The organism is Streptomyces sp. NPDC059917 (assembly GCF_042730635.1).
Classification (GTDB): Bacteria; Actinomycetota; Actinomycetes; order Streptomycetales; family Streptomycetaceae; genus Streptomyces.
The window spans coordinates 1-21,186 of the sequence record NZ_JBHWLC010000048.1 but is presented as its reverse complement, the minus strand read 5'-3'; the positions used below and the strand labels follow the sequence as shown (position 1 = coordinate 21,186).

Annotated in this window: 20 protein-coding genes and 1 pseudogene; 4 read left to right on the top strand and 17 right to left on the bottom strand. The window is 72.1% G+C overall.

Annotated elements, in window-relative coordinates; genetic code table 11:
- Positions 1-140: 140 nt before the first annotated feature.
- From ACFWAR_RS25465 to ACFWAR_RS25455, 3 genes are all read right to left on the bottom strand, one after another.
- Positions 141-278 (bottom strand): hypothetical protein, encoded by a 138-nt coding sequence (locus ACFWAR_RS25465; RefSeq protein ID WP_385781331.1) that lies wholly within the window; start codon positions 276-278, stop codon positions 141-143.
- 127 nt (positions 279-405) lie between these two features.
- Entirely contained in the window at positions 406-1,062 is a 657-nt protein-coding gene (locus tag ACFWAR_RS25460) for a DUF998 domain-containing protein (protein WP_385781328.1), read from the bottom strand.
- A 173-nt stretch (positions 1,063-1,235) separates the two neighbouring features.
- On the bottom strand, positions 1,236-1,760 hold the full coding sequence (locus ACFWAR_RS25455; RefSeq protein ID WP_385781326.1) for a MarR family winged helix-turn-helix transcriptional regulator: 525 nt from the start codon (positions 1,758-1,760) through the stop codon (positions 1,236-1,238).
- Positions 1,761-1,998: 238 nt separating this feature from the next.
- On the opposite strand from ACFWAR_RS25455, the gene ACFWAR_RS25450 reads away from it, so the two are divergent.
- Positions 1,999-3,423, top strand: a complete 1,425-nt coding sequence (locus ACFWAR_RS25450; RefSeq protein WP_385781438.1) for an MFS transporter — start codon at positions 1,999-2,001, stop codon at positions 3,421-3,423.
- 369 nt (positions 3,424-3,792) lie between these two features.
- Positions 3,793-3,960 carry a hypothetical protein gene (locus ACFWAR_RS25445; protein ID WP_385781323.1) on the top strand — a complete coding sequence of 56 codons (168 nt, stop codon included), beginning with the start codon at positions 3,793-3,795 and terminating at the stop codon, positions 3,958-3,960.
- Positions 3,961-3,978: 18 nt separating this feature from the next.
- Here ACFWAR_RS25445 and ACFWAR_RS25440 read toward each other — a convergent pair.
- From ACFWAR_RS25440 to ACFWAR_RS25430, 3 genes and pseudogenes are all read right to left on the bottom strand, one after another.
- Positions 3,979-4,573: pseudogene (locus ACFWAR_RS25440) on the bottom strand (transposase).
- A gap of 141 nt (positions 4,574-4,714) precedes the next feature.
- The gene (locus ACFWAR_RS25435; protein WP_385781320.1) at positions 4,715-5,542 is read right to left on the bottom strand and encodes a trypsin-like serine peptidase; all 828 of its coding nucleotides are present in this window, start codon (positions 5,540-5,542) and stop codon (positions 4,715-4,717) included.
- The gene (locus ACFWAR_RS25430; RefSeq protein ID WP_385781434.1) at positions 5,463-5,963 is read right to left on the bottom strand and encodes a hypothetical protein; all 501 of its coding nucleotides are present in this window, start codon (positions 5,961-5,963) and stop codon (positions 5,463-5,465) included. Before ACFWAR_RS25430 ends, ACFWAR_RS25435 begins: the two co-directional genes overlap by 80 nt.
- On the opposite strand from ACFWAR_RS25430, the gene ACFWAR_RS25425 reads away from it, so the two are divergent.
- A complete protein-coding gene (locus tag ACFWAR_RS25425; protein WP_385781440.1) occupies positions 5,883-6,305 on the top strand; it encodes a hypothetical protein in 423 nt (140 codons plus the stop codon). The genes ACFWAR_RS25430 and ACFWAR_RS25425 overlap by 81 nt on opposite strands.
- A gap of 812 nt (positions 6,306-7,117) precedes the next feature.
- Here ACFWAR_RS25425 and ACFWAR_RS25420 read toward each other — a convergent pair.
- The 11 genes from ACFWAR_RS25420 to ACFWAR_RS25370 form a co-directional block, all read right to left on the bottom strand.
- Positions 7,118-8,500, bottom strand: a complete 1,383-nt coding sequence (locus ACFWAR_RS25420; protein ID WP_385781318.1) for a hypothetical protein — start codon at positions 8,498-8,500, stop codon at positions 7,118-7,120.
- Between the two features lie 499 nt (positions 8,501-8,999).
- Entirely contained in the window at positions 9,000-10,169 is a 1,170-nt protein-coding gene (locus ACFWAR_RS25415; RefSeq protein ID WP_385781315.1) for a terpene synthase family protein, read from the bottom strand.
- Positions 10,170-10,172: 3 nt separating this feature from the next.
- On the bottom strand, positions 10,173-10,907 hold the full coding sequence (locus ACFWAR_RS25410; protein ID WP_385781313.1) for a hypothetical protein: 735 nt from the start codon (positions 10,905-10,907) through the stop codon (positions 10,173-10,175).
- Positions 10,908-10,954: 47 nt separating this feature from the next.
- Positions 10,955-12,298: a cytochrome P450 gene (locus tag ACFWAR_RS25405; protein WP_385781310.1), complete on the bottom strand. Its 1,344-nt coding sequence runs from the start codon at positions 12,296-12,298 to the stop codon at positions 10,955-10,957.
- 112 nt (positions 12,299-12,410) lie between these two features.
- Entirely contained in the window at positions 12,411-13,490 is a 1,080-nt protein-coding gene (locus ACFWAR_RS25400; RefSeq protein ID WP_385781307.1) for a polyprenyl synthetase family protein, read from the bottom strand.
- Between the two features lie 252 nt (positions 13,491-13,742).
- A complete protein-coding gene (locus tag ACFWAR_RS25395) occupies positions 13,743-14,792 on the bottom strand; it encodes a pyridoxal-phosphate dependent enzyme (protein WP_385781304.1) in 1,050 nt (349 codons plus the stop codon).
- Complete coding sequence (locus ACFWAR_RS25390) at positions 14,713-15,756, bottom strand: GHMP kinase (protein ID WP_385781301.1); 1,044 nt, start codon at positions 15,754-15,756, stop codon at positions 14,713-14,715. Before ACFWAR_RS25390 ends, ACFWAR_RS25395 begins: the two co-directional genes overlap by 80 nt.
- Positions 15,753-16,586: a Rossmann-like domain-containing protein gene (locus ACFWAR_RS25385; RefSeq protein WP_385781299.1), complete on the bottom strand. Its 834-nt coding sequence runs from the start codon at positions 16,584-16,586 to the stop codon at positions 15,753-15,755. The genes ACFWAR_RS25390 and ACFWAR_RS25385 overlap by 4 nt, the downstream gene beginning before the upstream one ends.
- Positions 16,587-16,618: 32 nt before the next feature.
- Positions 16,619-17,431 (bottom strand): ABC transporter ATP-binding protein, encoded by an 813-nt coding sequence (locus ACFWAR_RS25380; RefSeq protein WP_385781296.1) that lies wholly within the window; start codon positions 17,429-17,431, stop codon positions 16,619-16,621.
- Positions 17,428-18,495: a FecCD family ABC transporter permease gene (locus ACFWAR_RS25375; protein ID WP_385781293.1), complete on the bottom strand. Its 1,068-nt coding sequence runs from the start codon at positions 18,493-18,495 to the stop codon at positions 17,428-17,430. Before ACFWAR_RS25375 ends, ACFWAR_RS25380 begins: the two co-directional genes overlap by 4 nt.
- Positions 18,485-19,528: an ABC transporter substrate-binding protein gene (locus ACFWAR_RS25370; RefSeq protein ID WP_385781291.1), complete on the bottom strand. Its 1,044-nt coding sequence runs from the start codon at positions 19,526-19,528 to the stop codon at positions 18,485-18,487. The genes ACFWAR_RS25375 and ACFWAR_RS25370 overlap by 11 nt, the downstream gene beginning before the upstream one ends.
- 258 nt (positions 19,529-19,786) lie before the next feature.
- On the opposite strand from ACFWAR_RS25370, the gene ACFWAR_RS25365 reads away from it, so the two are divergent.
- Entirely contained in the window at positions 19,787-20,995 is a 1,209-nt protein-coding gene (locus ACFWAR_RS25365) for an MFS transporter (RefSeq protein ID WP_385781288.1), read from the top strand.
- Positions 20,996-21,186: the final 191 nt, after the last annotated feature.

Here is a 21,186-nt window from a genome sequence, read left to right as displayed (position 1 = left end):
GGACCGTCGCCGTGCGGTGATAGGGGTGGGGTGAGGGCGGTCGCGCAGAAATGGTCCGCCTGCCGGGCGGAATGATCTGGGAAGCGCCGAAAGAAGCGCTGGGAAGCGCCGAAAGAAGTGCTGGGAAACGCCCGGAATCGCTAGCCGTGGCCGTGCAACGCGCGGCAGCGGATCGCCGGCGCGTTCACCGGGTCGACGTCCGTCGCGTCCGCGCCGGACGGGCGCAGGGCATGAGCGGCCCGGAACAGGCACTCCTCCACTGCGTATGTACGACCCATGTGTGCAGTGTACGTCCAGCGGCGGGGAACGAGCGCCCATCGTCGGACGGCGCCCCGGTAACCGGAGCCGGTGCCGACGCTGCCGCCCCGCCCCGGAAGGGGGCGGGGCGGGGCGGTCGGCCGATGGTCAGCTGCGGGACGCGCCCGTGCCGACGGGGAGGGGTCGGCCGACGCCTCGGACGCCGACGGCCAGCGCCCAGATCAGGAGGGGGAAGGCGGCCACCCGTTCCATGCCGCCCATGCCGAGACCGAGGTAGTGGTGGGAGAGGAACAGCCCGAGGGCCGCGACCGCCGCCGCTCCCAACAGGCCGGTGCCCCACCGGAGAGGGGTCGGCACGTGCGCCGCGAGGCCGAGCCCCGCCAGGACGAGGCCGATGTTGCCCGTCGCCATGATGAGGAGGGCGCCCAGGACGTGCTGGTTCTCGTTGACGTCCGCGGGTGCCAGGCCCACCAGTACGAATCCCGCGCCGGCGCCGGCGAGCAGCAGCCGCGCGGCGATGGCGGCCGGGCCCCTGCGCCACAGGGAGCTGCCGGTCAGGGCGCAACCGAGTACGAGCAGCACTCCCAGGGCGACGAACGAGACGTTCATCAGGCCGTGCTCCGGGGAGCAGACGTAGCGGGCCTCGGGCTCTGCCTGCAGGGCGCAGTGGGCGTTGCCCAAGTCGCTGATGTTGTTCCGCGCCCAGCTGTAGGGTCTGGCCCAAGCGGACTGGGCGATCCCGTGCACGACGAAGAACTGCACCACGCCCACGATCCATGCCGAGTACCCGATTCGGACTCTCATTCGTCCACCTTCTTCCGTACGCGTGTTCCGTACGGACAGCCGATCACGCGGAGTCGGGCCGGGGCACTCCGAGGAGCCCCCTGCGGCTGGGTGGGGAAACCCCCACCCCGGTGGGCGGTTGGCGGCGAGCAGGTCGGCGGGTGGGCAGGTGGGCAGGTGGGCGGATCGGCGGGTCAGGAGGTCCGGGCGGCATCCGCGCCGGGGGAGGGGAGTGCCTCCGCATCCTGTTCCTTGAGGTGGATGTCCAAGGCGGCGTTCAGATCGGCGACGAAAGCCTCGAACTGGTCGAGGAGTTGGGGTGGGTACGTCGACATCGCCGCGTCGAGGCGGTGGGCGACCGGGTCGAAGAACTCCTGCGCCCGTGCCTGGATTTGCCCTCCACCGCGCAGGGTGACGATGCGCCGATCGGTGTGTTCGCGGGCCCGGGTGATGTGTCCGGCGGCTTCGAGGCGGTTCAGCAGCGCGGTGGTCGCTCCTGTGGACAGGGAGATCCGCTCGCTGAGCCGTGCCGGTGACAGGGGGGTGCCGCGCTCCTCGGCGGCGGTGATCTGGAGCACCGCGATGGCGTCCGTGGAGTGCAGGCCGAGCCAGGCGGCGAAGCGGCGGCCGAGTTCCGTGTAGTGAGCGCCGTAGGCCCTCAGCGCATCCGTCAGCCGCTCGCGCTGCTCCGCGACGTCGTCGCGCTTCGCCTTTTCCACGGGACCCTCCACCCTTGTCGTCCGCTGCGCGGCCGCGTCGGCATTCCAGGTTGACAACCTACCTCCACCATTTTACCTTCACCGTGGAATTACTTCACCATGGAGGTATCTGTTGTCCGCCCCCGCCCCCGCCCCCGCCCCCGCCCCCACCCCCGCCCCTGCTCCCGTGCCCCACCCCGTCCCCACCTCGGACAGGACCGCCGAGCCCTACCATTGGCGATGGTTGGTCCTGGCCGTCATGATCACGGCCGAGATCATGGACCTCCTGGACGCCTCGATCGTCAACGTCGCCGGACCGGACCTGGAGGAATCCCTCGGCGCCGGCCCCGTGGGGCTCCAGTGGGTGATCGGTGGTTACGCCCTCACCCTGGGCGCCGGGCTGGTCCTCGGCGGCCGGCTCGGCGACCGGTACGGCCGCCGCCGGATGTTCCTGATCGGCCTGGCCGCCTTCACCGTGAGCTCGCTGCTGTGCGCGCTCGCGCCGAACATCGAGTCGTTGATCGCCTTCCGTCTGCTGCAGGGCACCGCCGGGGCGATGCTGCTGCCCCAGGGCCTGGGCCTGCTGCGGGAGAACTTCTCGGGCCCCGAGCTCACCAAGGTCTTCGCGATCTTCGGGCCCGTCCTGGGTCTGGGCGGCATCGTCGGCCCGGTCCTGGGCGGCTTCCTCATCGAGGGCGACTTCTTCGGCCTCGGCTGGCGGTCGGTGTTCCTGATCAACCTGCCGATCGGCATCGCGGCCCTGATCGTCGCGGCGAAGTTCGTGCCCGACAGGGCCGGCAGCCGCACCGTACGGGTCGACGTCCCCGGCGCCGCCCTGATCGTGGCCGCGTGCGCCCTGCTCGTGCTGCCGCTGAACCAGGGCCAGGAGGACGGCTGGCCGCTGTGGACGTGGCTGAGCATGGCGGCGTCGGTGGCCGGATTCGCCCTGTTCGCCCTGCAACAGCGCCGAACGGCCGCCGCGGGCCGCGAACCGTTGGTGACCCCCGCCCTGCTCCGCAAGCCCGCCTTCACCGTCGGGCTCGGTGGCATCGCCCTGTTCTTCGGCGGAATGATCGGCACCCAACTCGTCCTGACCCTCTACCTCCAGATCGGCCGTCAGTTCACGGCCGGCGAGGCCGGGCTCGGCAACCTGCCCCTCGCGGTGGGCACGGCCATCGGCGGCGCCATCAGCGGCGCCTTCCTCGTGAACAGGATCGGCCGCGGAGTGCTCCAGATCGGACCGCTGGTCCAGCTCGCGGGTGCGGCCGTGCTGTGGTTCGAACTCGACGGCCTCGACACCGCCTCGTTCTCCATCTGGGACGTCGTTCCCGGTACGACGCTCGCGGGCATCGGCGCGGGCATGGTGATCGCCGCCCTGTTCAGCTTCATCCTCGCCGCCGTCGACGACCACGAGATCGGCTCCGCGTCCGGAGTCCTGACCGCGGTCCAGGCCGTCGGCGGTTCCATCGGGGTCGCGGTCTTCGGCTCGGTCTTCTTCGACCGTGCCGAGGCCGGTGACTTCACCGCAGGCTTCCACCACGCCCTGATCGTCCAGGCGTGCCTACTGCTGGCGTTCCTCGCCATCACCTTCCTCCTGCCCAGGAACTCCCGCCCCGACGAGGAACAACACGGCATCCCCCCGACCGCCCCCGCCGCCCCCGACCCGAAGGGCCTCACCGTCTGACACCGGATCAGGAATCCAGGAGCCCGGTTGGGTGGTCAGGAGTGCCGCGCCGCGCCGCAGCGCCTCGCCCGCGCGCGCCCGGGCGGTGGTCAGCTCGGCGAAGTCACCGGTCCGTTGCCAGGTGACATCGAGTGCGTCGGCGAAGAGGCCGAATCCTTTGGCTGCGTAGGTGCTAGCGAAGAGCGAATGTCGGTGGTCCCTGGCACCGGTTCGCCGTCGGAAGGATCAGAAATGTCGACGGGAAGCAGTAGCGCCTGAGAGCGGTGTGGCCGGTATCGGGTGAACACTGGGAGCAGGAAGGGGGCTGGGTTCGTAACGCCGTGGAACGGCAAGTGATCAAGGATATCGGTGCCGTCAAACCCTGCTGGCATGACCGAGCTGCTGTCCGGTATCTACGCGGTGGGCGAGCGAGGAGAAATCTGGATGCGCCGGTTCCTGAAGGGTGAGCTGCCACCAGAAGGCGAGATCGCGAAGGCTGAGGGCTTCCTCACCGGCCCGGGATCCGTCGAGGACCTCGAGCGCTTCTTCTACGACTGAAAGGCCGTCGCTTCGTCGTCACCGCCGTGCCCAGATGAGGATGGCGGCGAGGTGGAGCGCAGCCTGGTAGGCGATGGCGAGCTTGTCCGTTCGCATGGCCAGGCCGCGTCACTGCTTCAGCCGGTTGATGCATCGCTCGACCGCGTTACGTTGCCCATTCGCCTCGGCCTCGAAAGCCGATGGACGACCGCCGCGCGGCCTCGCCGTAGACGGTGGCCGATCTGGTCGGAGGGCTGAGGGATGACAGCACGGATTCCACGTCGGCGGAGTTGACTGCGGATCGCGCGGGATGAATACGCGCGGTCCGCCAACACGGCATCGGGCCGGGTCTTCGGTCTGCCGGGCCCGTTTCGCGGGACACGGATGCCGGCCATGACGGTCCCGGAGGCTGGGGTGTCGCCCGGCTAGCCCGCGGTAACGCGGAGGGCCAGGGGTCGCGCATGGTCGTCGGGCTCGACCCGGTCTGGAGCCCCCTTCTCATGGCTCCGGCAGCGTGCTGGTGAGCCCGGTAGACGGTGGAGTCCACCGATACGGTCCGTGGTCGGCGGTGATCGGCCCACCGTCGACCACGGACCGGACCGGCCGGCATCAGTGGCTCGATCCGGTCCCACATCGCATCGTTGATCACTAACCGGATGGATGCATCTGATCAACCGATCAGCGAGACACGCTCCAGCGCCAAACGCCTTCGGCTCGCTGCGCTGCCCCCGCGAGCTCCAGCACCCCTGGGAACTCCATCGGTCGAGTGCTGCTTTCAGGGGTGTTCAGACTGGGCGAAGAGCCTGCTGGCGACGGGCCCCAGGGCAGTGCCGTAGCTGTAGTCGGCGTCGCTGCTGACGTTCACGGCGACCACGGTCCCCATGCCCGCCGGATCGAGGTCGACGATGTACGGGCCCCCACTGGATCCGACGCCCATGAGACAGGGAATCCGGAAGAATTGCGGCGCGTCCCTCGGCCGCGTGCCGCGCCCTTCGCAATGGAGGACCCGGCTGGTGTAGGGGTACCCGAACTGGTGGGTCGGGCTTCCTGGTTTCGTACCGAAGGCGATCTTTTGTGCTCCGACCACCGCGGAGACGGTCCGCCCATCTGCGGCGGGGTTCATCTCCAGCATCGCGACGTCGTTGCCGTCGGCCTGCCAGTCCTCGGCCATGTGCACCCTGCGTACGGTGAACCCCCCGTGGGGGCTCTGTCCGTCCCGATAGCCCGGAACGAAGTACAGGTTCTTGTCCCATGTCGCGGTTTGTGAGGACCCATCGGGCAGGCTCGTGCGCACGCAATGGGCTGCGGTCACGACCGTGTTCGTGCCCACGACCGTCGCAGTGCAGGCTGCGTCTTGCCCGCCCGTGACGTAGATGCGGCCGACGGTGCGGGCGATGACACCGCCCTTGTCCCATTCCGGCTGCACAAAGGCATTGGACCGTTCGGTCATCGCCATCCCGGCGATCCCCTGGCTTTTCCAGTACTGCTCGACGTGCTGCTGCTCGGTGGCGTTGAGAGCCGCCTCATGAGCCGTGATCTTCAGCTCTGCCGGCCCGGCCCCGGTCGTCTTCGTCGAGTCCAGTCCGCATCCAGCGACCCCCATGAGCAGCGCTCCAACTGCTGCCCAACTCCGAGCTCGTGCGATAGTGGTCATTTCTTTCTCCCCCAAAGTCAGGGCAGGGTACTTCAAGGCGCTGACCAGCCCGAACGCCGGGTCTCCGTTCTTGCCTGCCCGACGACGGACAGGGGAACCTGCCCCGAAACCACAGCGACCGGCTGGACCGGAACCCCGTCCCACAGCGCGCGAGGTGACCATAGGCAAGTGCCGAAGTGCTTCCGAAACTCTGCAACATCGTTTCTCTCGGCGTCAGACCGTTCTCGCCACTGACCAACAATCGCTGTTGGATCTCGGTGACAAAGCCAACTCTTCGACGGCCACCGCGGTGAGCGGGCGCGGTGTGGGAGACCCCGGCCCGGCGGGCCAGGTCGCGCAGGCTGACCGCGGAGGCGCCGGTTTCCTCGATGGCCTCGACGGCTGCGGTCAGGAGCGCGCGGCGGAGATCGCCGTGGTGGTAGCTCTGGTGGCTCCCGCGATCGTGCTCGTCACCGGTTGGATCCTGGCCCGCCTCGCCGAGTTGCTCGGCCTCTCCGTCCTGGACGGCTGGCAGCCCGCGCTGTGCGTCGCGTTGGCCCTGATGTTCACGCTCACCGGAGTCGCCCACTTCACCGGGCGCCGAGCCGAGATGATCGCGATGGTCCCGCCCACGCTGCCTGCCTCGGGCGGACCTCCTGGTCACGGCCACGGGACTCCTCGAACTGGCCGGAGCAGGTGGCCCGCTGCCCCCCGAACACGCCCTCGCCGCTGACCGACCGCTGCCTCGCGCCCACTTCGACGACCACCGCCACCTGCTCGCAGGCCGGTACCCGGCGCGCGAGACGCCCCGCACGGGTCAGGAGGGGCCGGAGGCTCGAGACCGGGCGCGTCAACTGCTCCGTGCGGGGCAGGAGCGCGGCATGAGCCTTCTGCTGATGTTCTTACTGCCGCTCGGACTCGCACTCGTCCTGCTGGCCACGGGCGAATCCCGCCACCACGGCCGCCATCGGGGCGGGCGCTGATCCACCCGGCTCTGACTCCTCTGGTCTTGCTGCACGGAGCGGGAGTACGAGCGGTGAAGAGGTGTGATGCAGCCGCTCCAGGGCGGAAACCGAGATCGCCACGCCCGACGCCCGACGCCCTGCGTGCGGCCCTGCGGCATTGGCTCGACCCGGGCGAGGACCAGCATCCGGGCCGGATCCGGACCAGTTGGGGGTACAGGAGCCGGAACGGGGGCGAGGACGGGAGTGGGACGGGCAGAGTTTCCTCACCGACTCGCCCGCCGGCAGGACCTGTCCGACGTCCGCGCCCTCGTACCGACCCTCGTCGACCGCACCGAGGAGGCGCTCGAGGCGGCTCTCCGGCGTGCGTCGACTTCGACGGTCTCGGTCGGATCGCCGAAAGCGGCGCTGTCCGGTCTGTCCCAGCGCTCTGGTCGGGAAGGCACTCCGCGGTGTGGCCGTGCTGATGGCGGGGACCTGGAGCGGCTGTGAACGGCCTGACCCCCGGCCGCCCCTCCTGCGAGGAGGTGCGACCGGGGACCGGGGAACGCAGGCCCACGGCGGTGCGGCCGTGATGGGGGCCTCAGCCAGTGGGGCGGCGGTGGCGTCCTGCCCCCGCGACGAAGGCGGCGCCCAACGCGAGCGCTGCCCCCGCACCTCCGAGTGCCCAGTTGGTAGCGGCGTCAGTGCCCGTTTCGGCGAGCTGCCCCCCCGAACCACCGGTGCCTACGTGCCCGTTGCCCGTGCTGTCGCCGGGCGTGGTGGGAACCGGGGGGGTGGTGGGCTTGGTTCCGCCGTCGGGCTTGGGGTGGTTGCCGTCGGGCAAGGGGGTCTGGCCCGAGTCGGCGGCGGTCACCTTCGACGTCTGCTGCGGGCCCTCGGAATGCACCGAACCCTCACCCCAGCCGTTGTATCCGGTCGTGCGCAGCGAGATCTCGTGCGCAGGGGTCTTCGCGCCGAACTTCATGCGGAGCTTGAGGTCGAAGGCCTCGTTCTTCCCGATGTCCACGGTGGCCAGGCCGTGGACCCAGACCTCGTCGGAACCATCGGACAGGACGGGGTGCCAGCCCCACGTGCCGGTAGCGTCCGGGCCGTACACCTCCAGTTTGATGTCGTCCTGCTGGAAGGTTCCGTTCTTTACGAACAGGACCAGATCGAGCTGGTAGTCGTCGATCGCCGCGTTTCCGGAGTTGTCGACGCGCAAGGAGAAATCGGTCCAGTTCCCGCCGGCCTTGAAGCCGCCCTGGGGCAGGCCCGTCAGCCCGAGCTTGGGACCCACTGCAACGGGGGTCTCCGAACCCCCGCCTCCGGTGGATGCTTCGCCGACGCGGCTGTCGAACCAGGTGAAGGACGACGTCACCCGGCCCGATCCGTCGTGTCCCTCGCCACCCACGTACAACTCGAGGGGCGCGGCGGGAGTGTCGGCCGTGAACTGGATCCGTACGTCGACCGAGTAGACCTGTTCCGTGGCGACGTCACGCGGGCCGAGTTCGATCTCGTAGACGGTTTCGCCGCGATCCAGCCGCAGCGCGACCGGCTTCCAGGAGCCATCGGCCCCGCGTACTTCGGCCCTGATGTGTCCGGCTTTGACGATTCCGTGGTACTCGCTGATGCCGACGCTCGGGACGAAGCCGTCCACCGGCAGGCCACCCCGATTGTCGACCGTCACGGTCAGAGGCGTCCACGCCCCGCCCGGCGCGAAGGCGCTCGGAACACCGGTCGCCGAGACCTTCGGGCCGTCCATGCGGAACCGCGGCGCGGCCGCCTTCTGCTCACTTGCCGGGACAGTCGACGTCCCGGCGCCCGGTGCGGCCACCGTTGCATCCGCAGCCTGGGCCTCGCTTTGCGGTGCGGCGTCCGGCACGGTGACAGGAGGCTTGTCCTGAGCCATCGCCGGTGCGGCAGCCACCATCGTCGGGCCCACCACAGCAGTGGCGGCCAAGACGGCCATACGCTTGAGCTTCATACTTCATCCCCCCACATTGGTTCCCGGGTGCGAAGACGCCCCCGGCCCTCCCCAAGATTTTTTTGAACCTGCTCAGATTAATGGTACGGACCACGGATCCCAGCGGTCGTAAGATCACAGTCAGATCTCATCAGGGGCCCGATGTCGAGTGCCGCTGCGTTGGCGGCGTCGTTGCGCCCCGCGGTCGGACGGCTGGTGCCCCTGTCCCTGTTCGGATGGCCAGGGCTGCGTCGGCCGAGGTGATCCTCAGGGTCTGGCGCCTCCGGCGGGGGACACGGAATCCGCGCTGGTCTCGGCGTGCGTGACAGCCATGGCGCCACCGATCATCCGCACCGGCCTTGCAGTGGGCAGCCGCAGGACCGGGCGCGCGCCACGCCCGGAGCCGTTCGTACGCTGCCGTGGGCGTACCGGCGGGCGTCGCCGACCAGGTCGGTGAGAGTATCGCCCGCAGCCGGATGGTCAGCGTCGCCGCGACGCCTCTGCCCGTCCTGACGGTCGGTCAACGGGGAGTGCCCGTCCGGACGCCCCGGATCCGTGGGCCCGCCCGCAGCCGGTAGCGCGGGGTCAGGGGGAAGGCCCTGAAGTTCCCCTCCAGGACCGTCCGCACCGCGCGGGTGTAGCCCTTGAGGTCCGGGTAGCGGTCGTCGAGGTACTCGGCGAGCCGCAGGACCTCCAGGCCTTCGCGGTTCTGCCGGGCCATGACCTCCGTACAGGCCTCCTGAAGGGTGAGCCCGCCTTCCCCGTGCAGGATCAGCGCGAGGTTGCAGGGGCCGCCGCCCTCGATGTCCCGCTCCAGCCCCATCACGTCGTTGCCCCACACCGCCGCGTACGTGGCGGCCTGGCGGAAGCGCCTCACCTCCAACAGGTCCTGGCGATCCGGTGGGACGTCGACGTCGCCGAGGAGCGCGGCCAGCTCGAACATCATGTTTCCGGCGCCCAGGAACTCCCGTTGGAAGAGGAACGTGGTGCGGTCCACCGGCCAGGTGGCCGATGCCGCGAGTTCCCGCGCGTACCACTCGCAGGCGTCGAAGTACTCCTTGAGGAAGCCGATGAACACCCCCTTGCGCGCGTGCCACCGGGGGAGGTGCGCGCAGTACAGCGCGATCACCTCCCGAAGGAGGCCGAAGACGACCTTGAGGCGCGGCTGGTCCGGGTCGCCCGCGTCGCCCGGGTCGCCCGCGTCGCCCGGGTCGACATCGGGAGAACGGTCGGAACGGAACGCCCGGAGGATGGTCGCGTTGAGCTCGTCGAGGGCCCGGACGCGCTCGGCGGCCGAGGGATCGTGCGCCCATCGCGCGTCGTCGACGCCGTCGTCGTGGAGGAACAGGGCGGTGTTGAGCATCGTCGAGGCGATCATCGACGGGGTGTCGAGCCGCAGGTGGGGGAAGGCGTGCGCGGTCCACAGCGCGGAGGTGCGCGCGACGGGCTCCGCGTGGGCGAGCTGCTCGGGCGCGACGGCCCGCACCACGTCGAGGCATGCCGCGGTGACCGAGTCCACCGCGGAGAGGTCGGGATCGGGATACTCACCGGCGCGGGTACCGCACACCGCGTTGTAGGCCAGGTTCGCCTTCTCGCCGGCCAGGACGACCGGGGCGGACTCGAAACCGATCGCGATCGGCGTGTCCGACGTCATGGCTCCGTCGAAGAACGTGAGCTGGGCGTGCACCACTGTTCACCCCTTCCCGCTGGACGGCCGTGGGTGTGCCGACGCTCGCGCGGAGCGGTACGTCGCGCCCTTCATGAGGACGGCGACCGCGGCGAACCAGATCCAGGCCAGGCAGTTGGGGAGCCCGCTCAGCCAGCCGCTGGGGGCGAAGGGGCCCCGATCCACGAACAGGGCCGCGGTCCCCAGGAGGTTGACCACCCCGAGGAGGGCGGCGCTGCGGACGGTCCACGGGGGGAACAGCCCGGCGGAGCGGACGGCGGCCGCCGCGCAGAGCATCAACACGCCCAGCGCCGTCTGGGCGGAGAGCCAGAAACCGATGCTCACCTCGAACGAGAGCCTGACCAGGTCGGGCGCCGCGAAGTGGCTCTCGGAGGACCCGGCGGTGGACGCCGCGACCCAGAACACGCCGGCGGCGAAGAATCCGCCGGTCCACACGAGGGCCATCGGCGTCAGGGCGTGCACAGCGGTACCGCCGCGACCTCCCGGGCCCCCCAGGAGCCGGGTGAGGTCGATGGTGAGCCAGACCAGCACGAGGGCGTAGACATTGCCCACGAGGGCCAGCCAGATCGAGGTCGTCCGGTTCTCGGCGAACCAACGCACGATGAAATCGGTCGAGTCGTACCACTGGGGATAGGTGTGCCAGCCGTTCTGCCGGACCAGCACGACGGCGATGCCGGTGAACAGCAGCAGCGTTCCCGGCGCCGCCCAGGCGGCCGCTCGCGCGGCGGCGATACGAGTCATGTCGAGGCCCCCAACTTCCTCTCGTTCTGCCGGTGATCGGTGCGCCCTCAGGTCCTGCGGGTGGCGTCCATGCGGAGTGCGTGGGGCCGCAGTGCGGCGGTCGCGGCGGGCCGGACGCGTCGGCCCGGTGGGAGGGTCAGGCGCCAGCGGCCGACGATGCTGGCGAGCGCGAGGGTGGCGGCGGTCATCGCGAAGGAGTCGCCGATGCACTTGCGGGAGCCCGCTCCGAAGGCGATCGAGGCCCGGCGCACGGGCCGCGGCGTGGCGTCGCCGAGCCAACGGTCGGGGTCGAAGCGCCCCGGTTCGGGGAAGAGGTCGGCGCGGGTGTGGATCAGGTACGGGCTGTACACCACGGTCGTGCCGGCCGTGAGGGACTGCCCGCCGAGGCGGGTGTCCGCGGTGACGGTGCGGGTGAGCATCCAGGTGGGCGGGTAGAGCCGCAGGGTTTCGGTGACGACCCGGTCCGTCAGCTCCAGGTGCGGCAGATCGGCCCAGGTCGCGATCCGGCCCCCCAGCACGGCGTCGACCTCGGTACGCAGCCGCTCCTCGACGTCCGGGTGGCGGGCCAGCGCGTACAGGGCCCAGCTCAGCGTGGTGGCGGTGGTCTCGATGCCGGCCGCCAGCATGGTGACGATCTGGTCGTGGATCTCGGTGTCGCTGAGCGGCCGCCCGGCGTCGTCCCGGGCCGCGAGCAGTTCCGAGACCATGTCGCGGTGTTCCTCCCCGCTGCGCCGGTACTCCCTCACGGCGCCGTCCACGGCGGCGTGGATGCGGTCCAGCGCCCGCTGGTAGCGGCGGTTGCCCGCGGTGGGCAGTCGGCTCAGGCTCGCGGGCAGGAGGAGGCGCACGTACATGGCGTGCAGGATGGTGGCCAACGACTCCTCCACGAGGGTGGAGGCCGGGCCGACGGAGTCGGAGGCGAACAGGGTCCGGGCCAGGATCCGGCTGACGAGCGTGTGCATGCGGGCGGGAACGTCGATGACCGTGCCGTCGCGCCAGCCGTCGAGGTGCTCGGCGATCTGCTCCGACATGACCTGTGCGTACACGGGCATCCGGGCCCGGCGGAAGGCGGGTTGGAGCAGGAGCCGCTGGCGTCGGTGGTCCTGGTGCGGGCAGGTCAGCACACCGTTGCCGAGGATCTGGCGGCCTTCGTCGAAGAGGGCGCCGCCCTTGTCGAAGGTGCGGTCGTCGAAGAGGACCTGCCGGGTCAGGTCGGGGTCGCATATCACCCATGCCCACCAGGGGCCGATCTGGATCCGGACCAGGTCGCCGTGGTCCGGCAGCGAGGAGACGAACTCCAACAGCCCCTTGCGGAGCTTCAACGCGTGGCCGATCAGGGGCAGTCGACCGGGGGCGGTCACCACCGTCCACGCACCGGAAGAAGCGGTCATGGCCTCTGCGACCTCCTCGTCGACTTCCTCGGACCGCCCGGGGCACGGCGGACCGCGCCCGGCAGCGGGCACGGGCGGAGCGCCCTTCGGCAGGGCGTCCTTCGGCCGGGCGTCACGAGGCGCGCTCCACGGCCGCGGCGGCGATGCGCCGCAGGGCGGCCAGCGAGCAGGGCGCGAGCGGAACGTCCTCCAGCGCGGCCAGGGCCCGTCCGTGCCGTGCGCCGATCATGGCCTCGACGGTGGCTCGGGCCCCGGTGGCCTCCAACACCCGCCGTACCCGGGCGGCGCCGTCCGGATCGAGGTCCGGGCTGCCGACCAGCCGGTCGAGAAGGTTCCGCTGGGCGGCGTCGGCGCGTTGCGCGGCGAGGGCGAGCAGGACCGTGTGCCGACCCCCGCGCAGGTCGTCCAGGACCGGTTTTCCGGTGGTGGCGGGGGCGCCGAAGACACCGAGGAGGTCGTCGCGCAGCTGGAAGGCTTCCCCCAGCGGCAGTGCGAACCGGGACAGCGCCGCCAGCAGCGCCCCGTCGGCGCCGGCGAGGGCGGCACCGATGTGCAGCGGGCGCTCGACGGTGTACTTCGCGGTCTTGTAGCGCGCGGTCTTCAGCGCCCGTGCGACGCCGGGGGCGGGACGTCCGGAGGCGGTGACGTCCAGGTACTGGCCGTACACCACCTCGCTGCGCATGACGTCGATCAGCGGGAGCACCGCGCCGAACTGGCGCGGTGTCAGACCGGCGGTGTGCAGCAGTTCGTCCGACCAGGCCAGCGCCAGGTCGCCGATGAGGATCGCAGCGCCCGCTCCCGCCCGCTCGGCCGCCGGGCCGCCGCGGTCGTCCCCGTACCGCACGGCGAGGCGGCGGTGGATCGTGGGGGCGCCGCGGCGACTGTCGCTCTCGTCCATGATGTCGTCGTGGATCAGGCAGAAGGCGTGGAACATCTCCAGCGAGGCCGCCACCCGCACCACGGGGTCGAGGTCCCCCTGGGCACCGGCGGCCTGCCAGCCGGTCACGCACAGCAGGGACCGCAGCCGCTTTCCTCCGGAGGCCATGAAGTCGCGCAGGCACTGCGTCACCTCGCCGGGCATTCCCCACTCGGCGGCGATGCGCGCCTTGTCCGCCAGGAACCGGTCCACCACCGCGGTCACCTGCGCGCGCACGGTGGCGGCACCGGGCAGCTCGACGGCGGCCGAGGTCATGCCGCCTCCCCCGCGCGGACCGTCACAGGTGCGGTGCGCGAGGTCACCGTCCCCGTCCGGCGGGACGGGTGGACGGTCGGCGAACCGGGTCCACGACACGCGGGGGCATCGTCATACCGACACTAGAAATCAGACGGCGGAGCGACGAACAGGCGTACGCGCAGGGCGCACGGGCGCACTGCGGGGCGCCCGTCCGCCGCGGCCGAGGGCGGCGCGGGCCGCCCCCGGAACGGTCCGGCGCGGGCGCACTCCTCACCCGGAGCGGACCCGGTCCAGCGGCGCCGGGAGCGCCGCCGGGGCGCGGTTCCACCGCATCCGGGACCACGGCAGGGCCAGTCGGCCCTGGTCGGACACCTCGCGCGGGGCGAAGTGCGCGATCGGCGCGACCTCGCGGTGGCGGGCGTAGACGGTGTCGACGTAGCGGTGTCCGGTGTCGGCGGCGATGAAGAGGACCGTCCGCTCGGGGGAGCGCTCGCGTTCGTGACGGGCGGCGAGGTAGCCCGCGCCGGTCGACAGGCCGGCGAAGACGGCGTGCCGCCGCAGCAGGTCGACGCTGCCGGCCAGCGCGGCGTCGAAGGAGACCCAGTGCAGGACGTCGTACAGCTCGTGGGAGACGTTCCCGAAGGGGATGGAGCTGCCGATCCCGGCGATGATGATCTCCGGATCGAGGACGTGTTCGGCGCCGAAGGTGACGCTGCCGTAGGGCTGGACCCCGACGAGTTCCACATCGGCCTCCCCGTTCGCGGGGCCGTCGGTGCCCGTGCGCAGGTAGCGGGCCAGGGCTCCCGTGGAGGCGCCCGAGCCGACCCCGCCGACGAGGGTCAGCCCGTCCGCTCCGGTCGCCTCCCGGATCCGGTCGGCGACCGCCCGGTAGCCGAGGTAGTGGATGTCGTCGTGGTACTGCCGCATCCAGTGGTACTCGGGGTGTTCGGCGAGGATCTCGTGGATCCGCTCGACCCGCCGCTTCTGGTCGAGTTTGAGGTCGTCGCACGGTTCCATCTGCGTGAGCGTCGCCCCGAGTACGGCGAGCTGGGTGCGCAGCGTGTGGTCCACCGTGGTGGAGCCGACGATGTGGCAGTGCATGCCGTGCCGGTGGCAGGCCAGGGCGAGGGCGTAGGCGTAGATGCCGCTGGAGCTGTCCAGCAGGGTGTCACCGCGGCGCACGACTCCGGTGTCGAGCAGGTGTCCCACGGCGGCGAGGGCGGAGACCACCTTCATCGTCTCAAAGCGCAGGCAGACGAGCCGGTCGTCGAGGCGCACCAGGTCGGGCCTGCCGATCGATTCCGCGATGTGCTGGTCCATTGAGGATCTCCTTGGTGGTGGCGCAGGTCGTGAAGGTACGAGTGGCGGGAATCGCCCGGGCGTCCAGGGCGCGCAGGCAGCTGCGCACCCGGTGGCGCAGGCCGGGCGCGGCCGGGTCGAAGAGGACCCCCGCCACCGACCCGCTGTGCGCGATCTGGACGCCCGCCGCCCCCACCCGCCGGGCGACGGCGCACAGTGCGTCGAACTCGGGGTGGCCGAGGACCTGTTGGCCGCGCCGGGCACTGGCGGTGGCGACCTGGCCGAGCAGCCGTACGTCACCGGTGGCCACGGCCCGGCGCAGCAGCCCGCGCAAGCGCTCCCACGCCCGCACGTCGTCGTCGCCGGGCTCGGGCACCGGCAGGGCCAGGGTGTCCACGGGCGCGCCCCCGCCCAGCGCGCAGCCCACGACGACCAGCGGCGGCAGCCGCGGGCCGAGCACCTCCAGGACCCTGCCCTCCCGCTGCGCGAAGAGCACCGGGCGCTCGTCCAACATCAGCGGATCGCAGGCCAGTTCCGCGCGCACGGCCAGCCGGGCGACCGTTTCGGGGGGCAGTCGCAGCCCGTACGCGTCCGCGACCGCGCGCACGGCGGCGATCACATCGCTGGTCGAGCTGCCCATGCCGAGCCCCACCGGCACGTCACCGGCGAGCCGCAACTCCCCGCCGCAGGGCGGGCGGCCGGATCGCCGCGCACATTCCGCCACCGCGAGGCCCGCGGCCCCCGCGGCTTTCGTACGGTCGGCCGGTACGACGGTCAGCGCCCCGGGTTCGGTGCCGGGACGGCGGACGAAGGTGGCGTGGCTGCCGGGACCGGCCATGGGGAGGGTGACCAGCCCGGCGCACCGGCGTCCCGAGCCGTCGAGGAAGACGCCCTGGAGGATCTCGCCGTGGTGGCAGGGGGCGTACCCGGCCCCGGTGTGCGGGTCGCCGCCGCCGGGCGCCGCCGGGCGTGGGACGCGGATCATGCGCGGCCCACCGCCCGGTAGCGGTACAGGACGCTTTCCTCGGCGCTGAACTGGGAGAACGGGAACGGCTCCGCCGACACGGCGCTCACGCCCGAGCCGAGGAAGGCGCGGGCCACGGCGCTCCCGGTCTGCGCGTAGACGATCAGCGGGATGCGTCGGGACCGGCAGCGTTCCAGGACGGTGTCGAACGAGCCGTTGCTCAGGGTCATCCCGGTGGCGACGACGGCCTCGGCGTGCTCCAGCACCTCGAGCATGTCGGTGGTGACGGGATCGCCCCACTGGGTGGCCTTGAGGTTGAAGTCGCAGGGCAGGGGTTCGCCGCCGCGCTCGCGGATCGCCGCGACGAGGGGGTTGACGACGCCGATGAGGCCGACCTTGGCGCCCTCCGCGATGTCCAGGAGGCCTGCGATGGCCGCGTCGCGGGCCTTCGCGCGGACCTCCGGGGTACCGGCGGGCAGGGTCACGGCCTCGGCCTCGCCCGCTCCGGCGGCGACGCGGTGCGGGCGGGCCTCGGCGAGGTAGGCGTCGAGGGCGGCGATCCGCAGCGGTCGCGGGGCCTCGCGCAGCAGCACGTCGAGCGGGGCGCCGGAGGACTCGCTGCAGATCGCCGGGGCGATCTCGCCGGCCTCGAAGGCGCAGCCGCCGAACGAGCCGCCGAGGCGGACCAGCACGTACTGGTTGAGGTAGGTGGTGTCGCCGCCGGCCAGGCGGGTGCCGTGGTGCGCCCAGAACACGCTGGTCGCGACGAGCCGTTGGGGGAGCGGGCCGTGCGCGCCGGCGAGGACGGCCTCGATGAGGGCGTCGACGGTGAGGGGGCTCACGGGGGTCACGGGGGGTACGGGACTCACAGGGTTCATGGGGTTCACGGGGTTCCTTTCGCGGGGGTGGGTCGGGGTGCGGCAGCCGGTGCCCGGAGCGGGCCCCGGTAGGTGACGGCCGGGTTGCCCAGGGCGTCGGTGGAGAGTTCCGCGTCCACCTCGAAGACCTCGGCGAGCCGATCGGAGGTCAGGACGGCGGCGGGCGTACCGGCGGCGATCAGGCGACCGCGGTGCAGGAGCAGCAGCCGGTCGCAGTAGCGGGCGGCGAGCGACAGGTCGTGCAGCGCGACCAGGACCGTCTGCTCGGTGCCGGTCAACAACTCCATGAGTTCCAGCTGGTGTTTGACGTCGAGGTGGTTGGTGGGCTCGTCGAGCAGGAGTCCGTACGGCTGTTGGGCGAGCGCGCGGGCGATGTGGGCACGTTGGCGCTCACCGCCCGACAGCGCCTTCCAGGGCCGGTCGGCCAGCGCGGTGAGTCCGACGCGCTCCAGCGCGGCGGCGACCACCGAGCGGTCGGTGGCGTCGGGTCCGCGCCAACGGTCCCGGTACGGGGTCCGCCCGAGGCCCACGACATCGGCGACCAGCAGGTCGCCGTCCGCGCCCGAGCCCTGTTCGACGAAGGCGATCCGGCGGGCGATCCGGCGGGCGCTCCAGTGCCGTACGGACGCGCCGTCGTAGCGGACCGTTCCCGCGTCGGGGGGCCGCAGCCCGGCCAGGCAGCGCAGCAGCGAGGACTTGCCCGAGCCGTTCGGGCCGAGCAGGCCGACCGTCTCGCCGGGTGCGATGTCCGCGCTGACGTCGCGCACGACGGTCCTGCCCGACACCGACCAGCTCAGCCCTTCGGCGGTGATCCTCACAGCTCGCCCCTCCTGCGCAGGACGAGCAGGAAGAGCGGTACGCCCAGCAGGGCGGTGATCACGCCCACGGGAACCTCGCGGGGCGCGAAGGCGATCCGTGCCAGCGCGTCCGTCCACACGAGGAACACCGCGCCCGCGAGCGCCGCGTAGGGCAGCAGCACGCGGTGCAGCGGCCCGACGAGGAACCGCACCCCGTGGGGGACGATCAGCCCGACGAATCCGATGGCGCCGACGGTGGCCACCGCCACGGCGGTCAGCACGGCCGTGACCACGAGCATCAGCATCCGGGTGCGGCGCACGCCGATCCCGAGGGAGGCGGCGGTGTCGGTGCCGAAGGCGAGCCCGTCGAGGGAGTGGGAGCAGAGCCAGGCCGCCGCCAGCCCCAGCGGGGTGACGATCGCGCAGAGCACGACCGCGTTCCAGCGGGCCGGGGCCATCGAGCCCAGCAGCCAATGGGTGACCGCCCGTGTGGTGTCCGCGTCCGCCGAGGCCATCAGGACGAGCGAGGTGGTCGCCGTGAAGAGCTGGCCGACGACGACACCGGTGAGGACGATGCGGACGGAGTCCAGTCCGGTGCGCTTCAGCAGGAGCAGGAGCAGCCCGAAGGAGAGCAGCGCTCCGGCGAGGGCGCCGCCGGTGACCCCGACGGCGTTGGCGCCGATCCCGAGGACCACCACGGTGACGGCCCCCGCCGAGGCCCCCGAGGAGACGCCGAGCAGGTAGGGGTCGGCGAGCGCGTTGCGGGTGACGGCCTGGAGCACCGCGCCGCACACGGCGAGCGAGGCGCCGACGAGGGCCGCCATCAGGACGCGCGGCAGCCGCAGGTCCCAGACGAGGGAGTCCAGCAGCGGGGGCAACGGCCGTACGTCCAGGCCGAGACGGGTGCCGAGGACGCGGGCGAGGTCGGTCCAGCCCACGTCGGCGGCGCCGATGCGGACGGAGGCGGTCACCGAGGCCGCGAGGGCGAGCGCGGCGAGGAGGAAGAGCGCCGCCCGGGCCGCCGCGGACCGGCCCGGAGGCGAGAGGTCCCGCATCCCCTGGCGGGCGACCGGATCAGCGGACATGGCCGAGGTCCTTCATGCCGTCGGCCAGCAGTCCCAGGGCGTGGACCGAGCGCACCGAGGGATCCAGCTCGATGCCCGGCACCTCCAGCACCTTGCCGTCGCGGACCGCGGCCAACTGGGAGATGACCGGGTGCCGGGTCATCGCGGCGCGCTTCTCCTGGGCGCTGTCGCCGGGTCGGCCGCGCTCGGACAGGTCGCCGATCACGATGACGTCGGGATCGCGCTTGGCCACCTCCTCCCAGGACACCTCGGGCCAGTCCTGGTCGACGTCGTCGAAGGCGTTGCGCGCGCCGACGATCCGGCTCATCTCGCTGGGCAGGCCGGTCCTGCCCGCCACGTACGGCATGCCGTTGAAGACGGAGTAGAGGTAGAGCACGGTGGGCGGGCCGGTCCGGCCCGCTCCCCGGGCGGTCTCGGAGGCGTGCTGTCCGGCCCGGGCGACGGCGGCGCGCTGGTCGGCGGCGAGTTTGCCGGCCCGCTCCTCGACGCCGAAGACCTTGCCGAGGTTCTCGTAGTCGGAGAAGAGGAGCTCGAAGGGGGTCGTGCCGGCCGGGCTCTGCCGCGGGCAGTTCACGGCGCTGACGAAGGTGGGGACCTTGAGGGCGCCCAGCTCCTCACGGGTGCCCGCCCGGTCCTTCGTGTAGAGGTCCGCGGAGCCGGCGACGACGAAGTCGGGGGTGGCGGCGCGCAGTTGCTCACCGGTGGCGATCTTGGGGGCGATGACCGGGATCTGGGCGTACGCGGCCTCGTACTGGGCGGGGATCTTCGTCTTGAGGTTGGCGGTTCCCGCCATCCGGTTCTGGAGTCCGAGTTCGAGCAGGGTCTCGGTCGAGGTCTGGTCCAGGGCGACGGCCCGCCGCGGGGGAGCGGTGAGGGACACCTGGTGGCCGCAACTGGTGAAGGAGGCGGCCTTGGTGGAGGCGCGGGCGGCGGACCCGGCGTCCGGTGGGGAGCCGTCTCCGGTTGCCGTGGAGCAGCCTGCGGTGGCGAGGGCGAGGGTCAGGGCGATGCCGAGGCGGGCGGGGTGGCGCATGGGTTCTCCGGTCCGGGGGCGAAGGGGATGACTGGGGCGAGGGGGATGACGGGGGCGAGGGTGATGGCCGGGGCGTGGGTGTTGACGTGCACAGGGCAGAACCCCGGCGTGTGAAGGGTACTGTAATGGTATTCATTTTCATTAACGAATCCGGGTGCGGTTCGCCGAACCGCCACCCCTGCCCCGAGGAGCAACCACACCGTGGTGACCACACCCGCGCCCATAGCCGCCAAGACCCCTGCCCCACACCCACGTTCGGTGCTGCGCGACACCGCGTTCCTGCGCCTGTGGGCGGGCACCACCGCCTCGGGACTCGCGACCTGGGCCCTGCCCTTCGTGCTCGGGCTCGCCGTACTGCACCGCGGCCTCGGCGCCGCCGGTCTCGGCCTCGTCCTCGCCGCCCGCACCGTCGGCTTCCTGGCCGCCGTCGCCGTCGGCGGCGTACTGGCCGACCGGCACTCCCGCCGCGCGGTCGTCCTGTGGTCGGGCCTCGCGGCAGCGGTCGCCGCACCGCTGCTCGCCGCCGGACTCGGCCGTTCGCTCGTGCTGATGACCGCCGCCGCCGCCCTCGCGGGCGCCGGACAGGGCGCCTGCCGCCCGGCGTTCCAGGCGCTCACCGCCGAGACCGTGGAACCCGAGCGCCGTCAACAGGCCAATGCCGCCCTGACCATGGCCGTGCGCGGATGCACGCTCGCCGGGCCCGCCCTGACCGCGCTCCTCGCCGCCGTCCTCGACATCAGGACGCTGCTGCTCGGCATCGGCCTGCTCTGGCTGGTCGCCGCCTTCGTCCCCGGCAAGGGAGCCGTCGGCCCGGCGGACCCGCACGGCGAGCCGCAGCCGCGCCCCGGGCTGCGCGCCGAGTTCCTGGAGGGGGTACGGGAAGCGCGCCGCCACCCCTGGTTCCTGGCCGGACTCGGCGCCCTGACCGCGGTGATCGCGCTGGGATACTCCGCCACCAGCGTCGCACTGCCCCTGATCAGCCGGGACCGCTACGACACCCAGTGGGTGCTGGCCGCGGCCGTGACCGCGTACACCGTGGGCGCGCTCGGCGGGGCCCTGGTCACCGCCCGGTGGCGGCCGCGCGCCCAGGGGTGGGCCGCCTTCGCGGGGCTGGCCGCCTACGGCGTCGCGCCGCTGAGCCTGATGCTGCCCGTGCATCCGGCTGTGGTCGTGGGCGCGTACGCGGTCGCGGGGATCGGCATCGAACTCTTCAACGTGCCCTGGTTCACGGCCACCCAGCGCGAGGTCGCTCCGGACAAGCTGGCCCGCGTCTCCTCGCTGGACTTCCTCGTCTCCTACGGTCTGGCGCCGGTCGGGCTGGCCCTGATCGCACCGGCCATCGCGGCCTTCGGCGTCACCCCGGTGCTCGCGGTGTGCGCCGCCGCCTGCTTCCTCGTACCGGCCGCCGCTGCGCTCGTACCCGGCGCCCGCCACTTCGCGCGGAGGGCTCCGGGTACGAACGACTGACCCGCACCGCACCCCGAGGACCGGCGCCGGACGGGAACCCCCTGCTCAGGCGGCGCCGGTCCGCGCGGAGTTCGTGGTGTCGGCCGGGGTCGTGGGCGGCCCCCCCCAGGGGGGGGGCGGACGGGGCCGCCCGGCGCCCCCACCGGCGGCGCGGCCCGCCCCGCCCCGCCGGGGAGCACCCAAGACCAGGG

Coding starts and splice junctions, on each gene's coding strand:
- ACFWAR_RS25465 (WP_385781331.1), bottom strand. CDS start 278: ATGGGTCGTACATACGCAGTGGAGGAGTGCCTGTTCCGGGCCGCTCAT.
- ACFWAR_RS25460 (WP_385781328.1), bottom strand. CDS start 1,062: ATGAGAGTCCGAATCGGGTACTCGGCATGGATCGTGGGCGTGGTGCAG.
- ACFWAR_RS25450 (WP_385781438.1), top strand. CDS start 1,999: ATGATCACGGCCGAGATCATGGACCTCCTGGACGCCTCGATCGTCAAC.
- ACFWAR_RS25445 (WP_385781323.1), top strand. CDS start 3,793: ATGACCGAGCTGCTGTCCGGTATCTACGCGGTGGGCGAGCGAGGAGAA.
- ACFWAR_RS25435 (WP_385781320.1), bottom strand. CDS start 5,542: ATGGGGGTCGCTGGATGCGGACTGGACTCGACGAAGACGACCGGGGCC.
- ACFWAR_RS25420 (WP_385781318.1), bottom strand. CDS start 8,500: ATGAAGCTCAAGCGTATGGCCGTCTTGGCCGCCACTGCTGTGGTGGGC.
- ACFWAR_RS25410 (WP_385781313.1), bottom strand. CDS start 10,907: ATGACTCGTATCGCCGCCGCGCGAGCGGCCGCCTGGGCGGCGCCGGGA.
- ACFWAR_RS25405 (WP_385781310.1), bottom strand. CDS start 12,298: ATGACCGCTTCTTCCGGTGCGTGGACGGTGGTGACCGCCCCCGGTCGA.
- ACFWAR_RS25400 (WP_385781307.1), bottom strand. CDS start 13,490: ATGACCTCGGCCGCCGTCGAGCTGCCCGGTGCCGCCACCGTGCGCGCG.
- ACFWAR_RS25395 (WP_385781304.1), bottom strand. CDS start 14,792: ATGGACCAGCACATCGCGGAATCGATCGGCAGGCCCGACCTGGTGCGC.
- ACFWAR_RS25390 (WP_385781301.1), bottom strand. CDS start 15,756: ATGATCCGCGTCCCACGCCCGGCGGCGCCCGGCGGCGGCGACCCGCAC.
- ACFWAR_RS25375 (WP_385781293.1), bottom strand. CDS start 18,495: ATGTCCGCTGATCCGGTCGCCCGCCAGGGGATGCGGGACCTCTCGCCT.
- ACFWAR_RS25370 (WP_385781291.1), bottom strand. CDS start 19,528: ATGCGCCACCCCGCCCGCCTCGGCATCGCCCTGACCCTCGCCCTCGCC.